This window comes from Lactococcus sp. LG1267 (assembly GCF_017309545.1).
GTDB classification, from domain to species: Bacteria; Bacillota; Bacilli; order Lactobacillales; family Streptococcaceae; genus Lactococcus; species Lactococcus petauri.
In genome coordinates this window covers 464500-477394 of the sequence record NZ_CP071295.1, presented here as the reverse complement: position 1 = coordinate 477394, position 12895 = coordinate 464500, and the positions used below count along the sequence as shown (strand labels likewise).

Genomic DNA, 12895 nt, shown 5'->3' with positions numbered 1-12895 from the left:
TAGCTGAATTATAGTTCAGTATCTGCAGTAATCCGTGTTTCACTCAAAATTTTATACATTTTTTCTGCATCTTCTTTACGCGTGAATTCTTTAAGTTCTAGAACACTTACTTCTACAATCTTGTTTCCAAAGCGAATTTCAATGACATCATCAAATTTAACATCACTTGAAGATTTCGCTATTTTCCCATTGATCTTAATTCGTCCCTTATCAGCAACTTCTTTAGCTACAGGGCGACGTTTTATCAGACGAGAAACCTTTAAAAATTTATCTAATCTCATAGTGGTTATTATAACACACTTCAAGCCTTTTGAAAAATCACTTGAAATTATTTTTAGAGTCGTTAAAGGCTTTTAAATAAAGAGTTTTCTAAAAAAAAGAATAATGTTTCATATGAAACATTATTCTTTTTCGTGCTTATCTCTTAATTCTGAAAGTTTTTCAGTAAAATTCATGATTTCACGTAGAAGGACGACATCTTTTCGATTTTCAATTTTAAAACGAAAAGTCATTTTTCCTAGCTTCTCACCCACACTTGCTTTTAAGTTTGTTTCAGACAAAGCTTCAAAATACTCTTGTGGATCGTACATCGTATTGGCTGATTTAGCCATTGTTAGCACAACTTCAAATTTATTTTTTTCGATTTTTTCAACGAGAGCATTATCCGCAAATGTTTTCAATAACCCAATTTCTAACAAGTAGGCAACCTCATCCGGATACTCTCCAAAACGGTCCATCATCTCATCTTGTAGTTCTTCATAGTTTTTTCGAGTATCCACTTGGCGAATACGCTTATAAATCTCAATTTTTTGTCTTTCATCACCGATATAATAACTTGGAATAAAAGCATCTAAGCCAAGCATAATTTCCGCATTGGTCTTCGTCTTAATCTTATCGCCACCCATGCGTTTATGGACTGCTTCTTCAAGCAATTGCGAGTAAAGTTCAAAACCAACCGAATCAATAAAGCCAGATTGTTCTGCTCCCAGCAAATTTCCTGCGCCTCGAATTGAAAGATCACGCATTGCAATTTTGAAACCTGAGCCAAGTTCTGTAAAGCCCTTGATTGCTTCTAAACGCTTTTCTGAAACTTCAGATAAGATTTTTTCTGGTTTATACATAAAGTAAGCATAAGCAACTCGACTGCTTCGGCCCACGCGCCCCCTTAATTGATACAGTTGCGATAATCCCATCATATCGGCATTTTCAATAAAGAGCGTATTGGCATTTGGAATATCAACCCCTGTTTCAATAATCGTCGTTGCCACTAAGACATCATATTCATTATTTATAAAATCCATCAAGGTATTTTCTAATTGAATTTCTGTCATCTGTCCATGAATATAGCCAATTCTTGCCTCAGGTATCAACTCTTCCAGTTGGGAAACTTTTTGCTCAATACTGTCTACTCGGTTATGAACGTAGTAAACCTGCCCACCACGCGAAATCTCCCGAAGTACCGCATCACGTACAACTCCATAATTTGTTTCCATTACATATGTTTGGACAGGATAACGGTTTGTTGGTGGCGTTTCAATGACTGATAAATCACGAATACCTAACATTGACATATGCAAGGTTCTCGGTATAGGTGTTGCGGTAAGTGTCAAAACATCAACCTGTGTTTTTAATTCTTTCAAACGTTCCTTGTGTTTGACACCGAAGCGCTGTTCCTCATCAATAATCATTAAGCCCAAGTCAAGAAATTCGACATCCTTGGATAAAAGACGATGGGTACCAATGATTAAGTCCACGCGTCCTTTCTTTAACTTATCCAAAATCGCCGTTTGTTGAGCCTTGGTTTGGAAACGACTCAAAACAGCAATGTTTACACCAAAGTTTACAAAGCGTTCCATAAAGTTATTATAGTGTTGTTCCGCTAAAACAGTGGTTGGTACTAAAACGGCGACCTGTTTACTGTCATTAATTGCTTTAAAGGCTGCACGCATTGCAACCTCTGTTTTCCCAAAGCCAACATCTCCCACTAATAGTCGATCCATCGGTCGCTCAAGTTCCATATCCTTTTTGATTTCACTAATTGAGCGCAACTGGTCTGCAGTTTCTGGGTAAGCAAATCCATTGTCAAATTCTTCCTGGTTAACATCATCCACAGAAAAAGCATGACCTTTTAAAGCTTGTCTTGCCGAATACAGTTTGATCAGGTCCTCAGAAATATCTTCGACTTGTTTACTTACAGACGACATCGTTTTACGCCAACGGCCATCATTAAGCTTATTTATCTTGGGAGTTTTTCCCTCTGCAGCAGAGTATTTACTTAATAGATTCAGATGGTCTACTGGAACTGATATCGTATCACCATTTTGATATTGAATCGTCAAGTAATCACGATGCATTCCTGATACTTCAATGGTTTGAATACCTAAGTATTTCCCTATCCCGTGTTTTTTATGTACAACGTAATCACCAACTTCGAGTTCGTTGTAATCTTTTAGACGTTCTGCATTAGTGATATTTAAACGCCGTGTTTTTTTCTTTCTTGCTTTACCAAAAATTTCTGACTCAGTAATAACAACAAGTTTCTCATCAATAAAATTAAAACCATTGTTAAGATTTAATTTCAAAAGGTTTATTTTTCCTTTTTGGATTTCATCAATGGACACCATTTGAAGCTCTAAATCTAGTTTCTGGAGCTCCGAACGTAGTTTCTCAGAAGACACAGCCAAAATAACTGTAAAACCCTGCTTTACAAACCTGTCAACTTCGGTGTAAAAGAGTTCCATTTGCCCAAAGAACTGCTGCATCGAATGTTGATTAAAATTATATAAAGCATCAAACTTTATATTTCCTAAGCCTTTTTGAAAATTCGAGAAAAAACTTGCCGGTTTGTGAGAACGTAACTTAGAAATAACATCTAAAAGATAGGTTTGTCCTTCAAAAGAGCGTCCCATACTTTTTTCCGAAACAATAAATTCTGCAAGTTCTTGTTCTGTTTTATTATTGGCTTCGTTAATTTTTTGAAAATCATCAATAAAGATTTGAATATTTTTCGGAAAATAATTCAAAAGAGAGGCTGGCTTTTCGTAAAAATATTCTGCAAACTTGCGTAAATCTTTATGATAGTAATGATTTTCCGCTGCTGCAATCACTTCTTCAAAATAAGATTGAGCTGTAGGATCGGTTACATTTTGTAGCTGAGCACTTAATTTTTTTACACCTTGCTCAAATTCCCAAGGCATTAAAATAAAATCGCTCGCCGGATATATTTCTACTTGATCCATATTTTCGTGCGAGCGTTGTGTCTCACTATCAAAGGCACGAATCGTATCTACTTCGTCGCCAAAAAATTCCAGCCTTAAAGGTTGTGCTGCATCGAGTGGATAAATATCCACGATATCGCCACGTTGTGAAAACTCTCCAGGTACCATCACACGCTGTGTCTTCTCATAACCGGCGCTGGCTAATATTTCGAGTAGACTTGTCATCTCAAATTCATCACCTTGAGTCAGGAGAAGGTAGTTTTCTTGAAAATTATCAGGGTGAGGCAAGAGCGAACGTAAAGCCATAAAAGGAACGACCAAAAATCCTGTTTGCTGTGTATCAAGCAGGAAATTTAGAGCTTCAAGACGATAGGCTGTCCGGTCTTTACTTGCTATTGCAAATTCAGCATAGACATTGTCATCTGAAAAAAATTGGTAAACCTTCTCATCTTCAACAAGATTAGTCAGTTCATCATAAAGTTCGTTTGCGTGGTATTGATTATCAGTTACAATCACGTACTTATCCGGATTATTCTCATAAGCATTAGCCATAACCATCGCCTGAGCAGTTCCAGATAGACCGGTTAAAAGCGTACGCTCTGCTTTTGCAAAACTTCTCTGCCATGATTGTAAATCGTGGTTTTGATCAAAAAATTCGTTTATTTTCATTGTCCGTTAAATTTATTCATTGCTTGTGAAAAATCATTTGATTCAATATAGAATTTAACTGCCTCTACAGCCTTGTTTATGCCGTCCTGTGCAATTTCTACATTTTCTTTATCAAATTTAGATAAGACATGTGCAACTACTGTTTTTCCATGTTCTGGACGTCCAATCCCAATTTTTACTCGGTTGAACTGCTCTGTTCCTAGATGAGTGATTGTTGACTTTATTCCACGTTGACCACCTGAAGAACCTTTTTGACGCAGTCTCACGCGTCCAATAGCCGAGTCCATATCGTCAACAATGACCGTTAAATCTGCTGGATCCAGATTATAGTAAGTCAATAAAGGTTGGATGGCGCGTCCTGATTCATTCATGAAGGTTTGCGGTTTTACTAGAAAAACTTTTTCACCATTAACGAAAGTAGAAGCAACTTCAGCCATAAAGGTTTTTTCCATGCTAAAGTTTACACCATAGTCTTTTGCAAGTAAATCAACAGCCATAAAGCCCATATTATGTTTGGTTTGCTCATACTTGTCGCCAGGATTTCCTAGCCCTACAATCATTTTTGTCATTTTTTCTCCTCTTTCCCAAAAATAGCAAAAGGCTGATTCATACAAATCAGCTCTTTTTAGTTATTGTAAAACTTTTTGGCTCATAGGCTTAAACGCTTGGGGAACTATCTTACACGTTAAAGCGGAATTCCATGATATCGCCATCTTGTCCCACATATTCTTTACCCTCTTCACGTAAACGTCCTGCTTCTTTAACAGCCTTTTCACTACCATATTTCATCAAATCATCATAAGACATGGTTACAGCACGAATAAATCCTTTTTCAAAATCACTATGAATGACTCCTGCCAATTGAGGAGCTTTCATGCCTCGCTTAAAGGTCCAAGCACGCACTTCTTTTTCGCCAGCTGTAAAATATGTGGCAAGTCCAAGTAAGTGATAAGCTGCTTTTGTCAATTTATCAACACCAGATTCTTCTAAACCGAGTGCTTCAAGAAACTCTGCTTTGTCCTCATCATCAAGTTCGGCAATTTCTTCTTCAGCACGTGCTGAAATAACAACAACCTCTGCATTTTCAGTCGCTGCAAATTCACGAATTTGTTTCACATATTCAATGTCATCTGGTGCACTTACTTCATCTTCACCTACATTAGCGACATACAGGACAGGTTTTGTAGTAAGTAGGAATAGCTGTTTGACAACTTTTTGCTCTTCTTCATCAAATTCTACTGTTCGCGCAGATTTTCCATCTTCCAAAACTGGCTTGATTTTAGACAAAACATTGAATTCTGCTACCGCATCTTTATCCTTAACCGTACGTGCGACTTTTTCAACCCGCGCATAGCGTTTATTTACGGATTCTAAATCGGCCAAAATCAACTCTAAATTAATTGTTTCAATATCTGCCAATGGATCAACAAAAGAATCCTCACGGTTATTTTCGCGCATCACGTTTTCATCATCAAAAGCACGAACCACGTGTACGATTGCATCAACCTCGCGAATATTCGCAAGGAACTTATTACCCAAACCTTCACCTTTAGAGGCACCTTTTACAATACCTGCAATATCTGTAAATTCAAAAGTTGTAGGAACAGTCTTTTTAGGTTTGATTAATTCTGTGATTTTAGTCAAGCGTTCATCGGGAACTTCAACCATACCTACATTAGGCTCGATGGTTGCAAAAGGATAGTTTGCTGCTTCAGCACCCGCTTTTGTAATTGCATTAAAAAGAGTAGATTTTCCGACATTAGGAAGGCCGACAATACCTGCTGTTAAAGCCATATTTATTCATTTCTCCGTCAAATTTTATAGTCATCCAATTATACCGTAAATCATGAAAAAAGACAAAAAAGCATATTCTATCAAGGTTTTTAAAAGCCCAAACAAAAAGTTGTGACTACATTGTCACAACTTTTTTTATTTTTTTATTGAAATCATTACGGTTCATCATAACGACATGATCACAATTCGTACATCGAATTTTGATATCTGCACCCATTCGAATTATTTCCCAACTGTTTGCTTTTTTTCCCGTTGATTTGATTGTACAAGCATGTGGTTTCTTCATTTCAACAATTGATCCTAATTGATAGTCTAACATTTTACAACCTTTCTACGACGACTTTTTGAGGTCCACCTAATAAAATCAAATACTTGTCAACTTGGTTGACATGATAGGCCTTCCTTAAAGCATCTGCATAGAGTTCCATCTGAACTTCATAATTTTTCTTGATTTCTGCAATCTGCACTTGATTGCGAAAATAATCCGTTTTATAGTCAAACAAGATAATCTTATCTTCAAATTTTATAAAGCCATCACATATTCCTCGAACAATATATTGTTCTTGTGCAACTTCATCTGTTTTCAACATAGAAAAAGGTGCTTCCTTGGTTGTACGCTCCACGTTATCAACCAGGACTTTACCAAAATCTGTGTCAAATAAAGTCAGAATTTTGGGTAAATCAATTTTGTTTTTCACTTCATCCAGAAGGTCCATCTGATCCAAGGTTTGTTGGAAGTCGAATAAGTTTGGTCGTGAAAAATCTGCATATTGCATAAAACTATGGGTAGCAGAACCTATTTCGGCAGCTGTAATTTTATGTTGACCAAAATCCAACATCTCCAACTGTTTTACACGTTCATACTCACTTGATGGTAAAACATTTCCCAACTCTAATTGCTTTTCATAACTTCTTTTTTTAACTTGACTAGGAGTTTGAATGCTTGAAAGTTTCGTTGCTGCTAACTTTGGATATTGATAATCTAATATAGCCCGCGCTTGTTTTACATCGGATAAACTGTCCATTATTTTATCAAATTTTTTCGCGTCTTCTGCTAATTTTTTAAAGTCAGGATAAACTGTAAACTTTTTATCAACCCCTTGTAAATCAGCAGCCTTGATTACTTTAAAATTCATCGGTAACTTATGTGCTTTTTGAAGAGCTAACAACCAATGTTGGTAGCCATTCGCAGCTTGACGATATTTAAGAGGTAAAATGCCTTTTTCTAATTTCGTTTCCCCATATTTTTCCAGATCTTTTGGTTTGATTTTACCGACCATATAGAGTTTTTTCTTCGCTCTTGTAAAGGCGACATAAAGAACACGCATTTCTTCTGAAAGCATTGCATTTCGCTTCAAATCCTTATTGACGAGATACGGTAAGGTTTCCATTTTAACCAAAGCATAGGGGAAATCGGTCTCTACAGCTGACTCATTTTTTAAATCAGCAGTATATTTCATTCCTAAGCCATTTTCCCGAGTAAGTATCACCGAATCTCTTAGATCTTTCTGGTTGAACTTAGTTTGTAAATTCATGAGAAAGACAACATCAAACTCTAACCCTTTGGACTTATGAAAAGTCATTACTCTTACCGCATTTTGTGGCAACTTAATATTCACAGAAGCAAGGTCGTTGTTTTGTTCCATAAATTTATCAATCATCTTGATGAATCGGAAAAGACCTTTATAGCCCGAACTTTCATAGGATTCAGCCCTTACTGAAAGAGCATGAAGATTGGCTTGACGCATCTCACCATTTGGTAGCGCTCCAACATAGTCCAGATAAAAAGTTTCTGTGTAAATCTTCCATAGAAGTTCATGGATAGTGACTTCGTTTACAAGTTTACGCCACCCTGTAAACCTCTCCAAAAAGGTATCAATCTTTGTTTTAAGGGATTTGTCTATCAGCTCTCCATCACTAAGCTGCAACTTCTGCCAAAACCGGGTATCAGAACCAGCATTCAAACTAATCCTTGTAAGATCATCCTCTGTAAAGTTAAACATTGGTGAGCGTAAGGTCGCCACTAAAGGAATATCATAGAGCGGATTATCTATAGCACGCAAGATATCCAAAATTAAGGTTACTTCAAGAGATTTTAAAAAGTCAACGCGCCCCTCATCCAAAACGACTGGAATATCGTAAGCTTTTAAGATATCTTCAATTTTATTATTTTGAGATTTGGAACGTACCAAAAGAGCGATATCTTTATATTCTAAGTTCTCGTCAGAGGCTATCAGCTCCTTAATTTGTTGAGCAACAACTTTTATTTCTCCATCACTCATTTGTTCTGACTCATCTTCTAAAGTATCTTCTTCATAAAGAAGGAGCTCAGGGTAAAAGTTCTCTTCTAACTTCTCCGGATAGTCCATAAGATTCCCTTGGACCAATTCCTCTTCTTTACCGTAGATCATTTCTCCCACTTCTTCGTCCATCAAATGTTTAAATACCTCATTTGTGAAGGAGAGGACTTCACCGCGTGAACGAAAATTTTCTTTGAGACGAATCAGTTGATTAGGATTCGTTTCATCAGCATAGGCCATGTATTTCTTGAGAAAAAGACTAGGATCGGCCAAACGAAAACCATATATCGATTGCTTAATATCACCAACCATAAAAAGATTATCAGAGCCGTCACCATTTTTACTCAGCAACCGTAGCATCGCTTCTTGGACATGACTGGTATCTTGATACTCGTCAATCATGATTTCACTATATTTATTACGATAAGCCGTTGCGACATCTGGATTTTCTTCTAATATTTTAATTGCAAAATGGGCAATATCCGAATATTCAAATGCATTTTCCGAACGTTTTCGCTCCAGATAGACATTATAAAAATATAGAACAAATTTTTGAAGGGTTTCAGCCAAAACTTTTGCTTCAGGTTGATATTTTTCAATCGTTGACAAATGTTTTATTTTTTCTAAAAAATCTCTCACAAGACCTGGAGCAGTCTTGGTTCCTATCACAGACTTAAAACTTTCTGCTAAAATTTCATCTTTCTTTAATGACCAGCGCGAAAAGTCAAGAGATCTAAAAATTTCCGTAAATTGAAGATAATCTCTCCGAGCTAAACTAGAAAGAAGATGTTCTTGATTATCCACTACGATCTGTGCTTTTTCTAAAGTTTTCCCCGTAAGATTTTTTTCCGTCAGAGATTTCTGTAAATCTAAAATAAAGGTTTCGAGTTGTAAGACTACATCTTGTGAAAATGATTCGGGTAAATCAGAGAATTTTTGATAAAAATCAAAGCCTTTAAGAAATTCATTTTTTAACCAATTTTCAGGACTTTCTGTTGCTGAAGCAAAGTTGTAAACCGTGTAAACCACGCTCTGGAAGCCTTTAATATTCCGATCTCTTGAAAAATTTTTTACCAGCTTTTCAAAGGTCTTTTTATCTATTTTTGCTATCTCTTTGATTTCTGATTGTTCTGAAAGATATTGCTCGACCAGATCATCAAAGACTTCTTGCTTCAAGAGATCACTCTCTGTCTGATCTGCTAGAATTCTAAAGTTTGGATCAATATCTACACGATTAAAATTTTCTCGTAACAATTTCTGTGTAAAGCTATCCATTGTACCAATGTCTGCATGAGGCAGTTTTTGTAATGCCAGTTTAATCCTTTGTTTTTCAATACTATCTTGAGATTTATAACTTGCTTTCTTTAGATCTTTTTCTAAACGCATACGTAATTCTGCTGCCGCTTTTTTAGTAAAGGTTGAAATAAACAAGCTCTCAATATCAATGCCATTTTTTATTTTTTCAACAATCCGGTTCGCCATGACAAAAGTCTTTCCTGATCCAGCACTTGCTGAAACGAGTATATTATGTCCTTGGCTATGTATTGCTTCTTCCTGTTCGGGTGTCAATTTTACTTCAGTCATTTACTGGACCTCCTTTCAACTCTTCAAGAATCTCTTTGCGACTTTTTTGACCGACTTCACGGGTATAATCATTCATATGCCTGCTTGCTTCAAAGCGACAGATTGATTTTAAAGGACAATAGCGACATCCGTGTACATTACCAGATTTATCGATACCTTCTTTAGTCATGACTGGGTTAATCGCTATCTCTCCCTCACGCAGTCGTTCTCCCGCACGAGCATAATGACTTTCGTTGAGCTTGATAAGGCCTTCAAACTCCTCTTGACTATAGACATTATTTCGATTAATGTTAACAACGTCAATTTCCTGATTTACTTTATCCTTATACTCTTCCAGAATAAGACCTTCATAGCGCATTTTTTTAGCTAATAAGGCAGCTATTTCTCCTAAATAATCTACATCAGAAAGGTTGATGCTTTCGTTTTTTAACTGCAGGTAAAGAGCGCCCCAAAGCTTTTGATCAGCATTCATTTGCTTGAGGACATCTAAATAAGTAAGAAACTGTAAACTTGTTCCATCATAAGCTGACGCAAGATCAAATTTATGCTGACTAGATTTATAATCAATAGCACCAATACTATCATCAAAAAATTGATCTATTCTATCAATTCTTCCTCTTAAATTAATCTTGTCTATAGAAAAATTACCCAGTTCACTTTGCGGTAAACCAAAAGCACTCTCGGTTGCTAAAGTCTTCATCTGATCATTTTCCAAGCCATTTTTCAAAACAACTGCAGTTTGCTTGACGATTTCTCCAAGATTTGTCCATGTAAATTGTGCGGTTGCATCTTGTGTGAAATAGCGGGCATAGGAAGTGTCAACATCACGTAAAACACTTTCCAAGTGATCATCGAAATTTTCGCTGTTCAAGTTAGGATTATCTAGGAGTTTTTCAAAAACTTCATGAAAGAAATTACCAACGACTTTTGAATTCAAATCTATATTTTCAAAACTTTCTAATCCTAAGGTCTGTTCTAAAAAGTACTGGTACTCGCAATTATAAAAACGTTCAAAACTACTCACAGAAGCATGGATTTTATCCTTGTAAATTTCTTTTACAGTCTCAGGATCCAAGGATACAGGTGCTATATCTTGATCAAGATTATAAATCAAACGTTGAAAATCGGGATTTTCTTTAAGAAGAATACGGAATAAACTGGACCAAAAACTACGTTTATCCTCTCCCCCATCGATTTCCTCTTGAGCAAGTAGATGTTCAATTTTCCCAATATTTGTAATGAGAGAACGTGTATTCCCTATATGCGTTACGGTTTCCAGGAGATTAACTGAAGAGACTTCACGTTTAACACTTTCTCCTGCTTTTGTATGTTCAATAAATAACTGCAATAATGCCGAGCTATCATCTTGAGCATTCGCATAAATTTGAGGTGTCGAAAGTACGAGCTTTTCTGTTGCTGCATTGACTAACGAGACACTTGTAAAGGTATTCTTACTAGAGTTTGTCACATTTAATTGCTCAATAAAACGAAAATCATCATGAGATACATTTTGATTAATAATCGCACGTTCTTCATCCGAAAGTAAGCTAGAGTTTTTCTTGATTTTGGGAAAGTTAGCCATTGTCAGACCAATAGCATAGATATACTTATTGGTTCTTGCTTCTACCAGTTCATAGTCTTTTACATTGACAACATCAACATTTGCAGGAATTTGGCGATATTTCGCACCTTTCAATCCAGCTAAGATTAACTCAAGAAATTCGAGCACTTTCATCTTTTGCTCAGCAAAAACGGCCTGAAATTCCTTCAAATTAGAAAGAAGTAATTTCCAAACCTGTTCATATTTATCTGCCAAGACATGATTTTCTTCAACTTCAGCTTGATTATAAAGCAGATTCATATTCTCAAGAACATTGCCATTTTGGATAAAATGTTGAAATTGTTCAAGCCACTTGGCTCCCGTTTTTTCTGAACTACCTTTCAAAAACTTTTGAAGAGCTGAGGATTCACCAAGCATCTCTTCTCTTAGAGTTTCAACCTTCTCTAATTCTAAAAATTCACTTTCTTCAAAAGCAGTGGCAAATTTCTTTCTGCCTCGAATTTTATACTTGTTCACATAGTATTCAAAGTAATCTAAGGCATCTTGGCTAAAGTTTACACCACTGTAAACTTTGCTTTTAAGGAGATTGACCACATCATTAGTACGATAATTGTTCTTTTTTATTGCATAAAGACTTTCTAAGAAAATAATCAAGGGATGCTGACTCATTGCTTCTTCCTGAGCATAGAAAAAAGGAATCTCATACAAATCAAAGATTTCTTGAACTGGTATTGCGTAAGCTTCCACATTACCAACCAATACCGTAAAGTCTTTAAATAAAGCGCCTTGAGCTATCTTTTGACGAATTTCTTTAGCAACGGCTTCGATTTCTGCCATCTGGTTTTCTGCTTCCCAGATTTCAAAATGTTCTTTATCTTTAGACTCTAGCTCAATATTTTCTCTTTCTTGAATAAAATTAGTTTCTAGTTCAATCAAACGTGTCAACTTATCATATACTTTATCTGGTTTTGTATTCGAAACAGAAGAGATTTGAGCAGAAAACTTATTGCGAAAACGTTGAATCATCTCTAGAGCATTCGTGTAAACCGACAAAGAAAAATCTGTCAACTTATAGTCTGATGAACGAGCATAGGTCCCAATGATGATTTCTGAACCTGCGGAATGAAGGGCAGAAATAAAACTTTCCTCTTCAGCAGTAAACCTCGTATAGCCATCAATAATGATTACCGCATTATGTAACACCTGATTAAATTTGCCCTCATTTATACTTTGTATAAAATGTTGAAACTCTGAAAAATTAGCATAAGAGAGATTTAATTCATCTTCGAAACGTGCTAAAATTGCTGATAACTCCATATTTTTGGGACTTTCGGGTAAGTCTTCACAGGTTAAATTTGCAGTAACTAATTCTGCACGCAAATTCACCAACATTTCAAGGAAAGCTGGTGAACTTTGCAAACTATAATAGAGTGGCAATTCTTCTTTAGAAAAAGACTTCAAAACTTTACGAAAAAGCATACTCAATCCAGACTGACTGAGTTCGACTTTTTCATCTGTATTTTTTTCTTTACGATCAAAATAATAAGGAAGTTGCTTAAAACGTGTAACCAAGAGGTCAAAAACGGCTGTATCTGCACCTGATGAAATACGCTCTAAAATTTCCTTTTCTTTTTCAAAAGACATTGAAGATGGAACAATATAATAAACTTTTTTCTCTTCTTTCAATGCCTGTTGAGCACGCTCCAAAAGAAATTGAGTTAGATCTTGTGTAATTTCAGTATAAATGATTTCCATAAAAAAATAGACCT

Annotated in this window: 7 protein-coding genes; all 7 read right to left on the bottom strand. The window is 36.0% G+C overall.

All coding sequences use genetic code 11. From position 1 onward, the window contains the following. Positions 1 to 8 precede the first annotated feature (8 nt). The 7 genes from J0J33_RS02395 to rexB all read right to left on the bottom strand — a co-directional run bounded on the left by J0J33_RS02395 (position 9) and on the right by rexB (position 12881). Positions 9 to 281 carry an RNA-binding S4 domain-containing protein gene (locus J0J33_RS02395; RefSeq protein WP_017370095.1) on the bottom strand — a complete coding sequence of 91 codons (273 nt, stop codon included), beginning with the start codon at positions 279 to 281 and terminating at the stop codon, positions 9 to 11. 120 nt (positions 282 to 401) lie between these two features. Next, entirely contained in the window at positions 402 to 3887 is a 3486-nt protein-coding gene (mfd, locus tag J0J33_RS02390; RefSeq protein ID WP_206921764.1) for a transcription-repair coupling factor, read from the bottom strand. Beyond that, positions 3884 to 4456 carry an aminoacyl-tRNA hydrolase gene (gene pth / locus J0J33_RS02385; RefSeq protein ID WP_019335922.1) on the bottom strand — a complete coding sequence of 191 codons (573 nt, stop codon included), beginning with the start codon at positions 4454 to 4456 and terminating at the stop codon, positions 3884 to 3886. Before pth ends, mfd begins: the two co-directional genes overlap by 4 nt. 109 nt (positions 4457 to 4565) lie before the next feature. Further along, complete coding sequence (gene ychF, locus J0J33_RS02380; protein ID WP_003133569.1) at positions 4566 to 5681, bottom strand: redox-regulated ATPase YchF; 1116 nt, start codon at positions 5679 to 5681, stop codon at positions 4566 to 4568. A gap of 115 nt (positions 5682 to 5796) precedes the next feature. Further along, positions 5797 to 6000, bottom strand: a complete 204-nt coding sequence (locus J0J33_RS02375; RefSeq protein ID WP_019292460.1) for a DUF951 domain-containing protein — start codon at positions 5998 to 6000, stop codon at positions 5797 to 5799. 1 nt (position 6001) lies between these two features. Beyond that, positions 6002 to 9565 (bottom strand): helicase-exonuclease AddAB subunit AddA, encoded by a 3564-nt coding sequence (addA, locus tag J0J33_RS02370; RefSeq protein WP_173816971.1) that lies wholly within the window; start codon positions 9563 to 9565, stop codon positions 6002 to 6004. After that, positions 9558 to 12881, bottom strand: coding sequence for an ATP-dependent nuclease subunit B (gene rexB, locus J0J33_RS02365; RefSeq protein ID WP_173816973.1), 3324 nt, complete (start codon positions 12879 to 12881; stop codon positions 9558 to 9560). The genes addA and rexB overlap by 8 nt, the downstream gene beginning before the upstream one ends. Between the last annotated feature and the right edge of the window lie 14 nt (positions 12882 to 12895).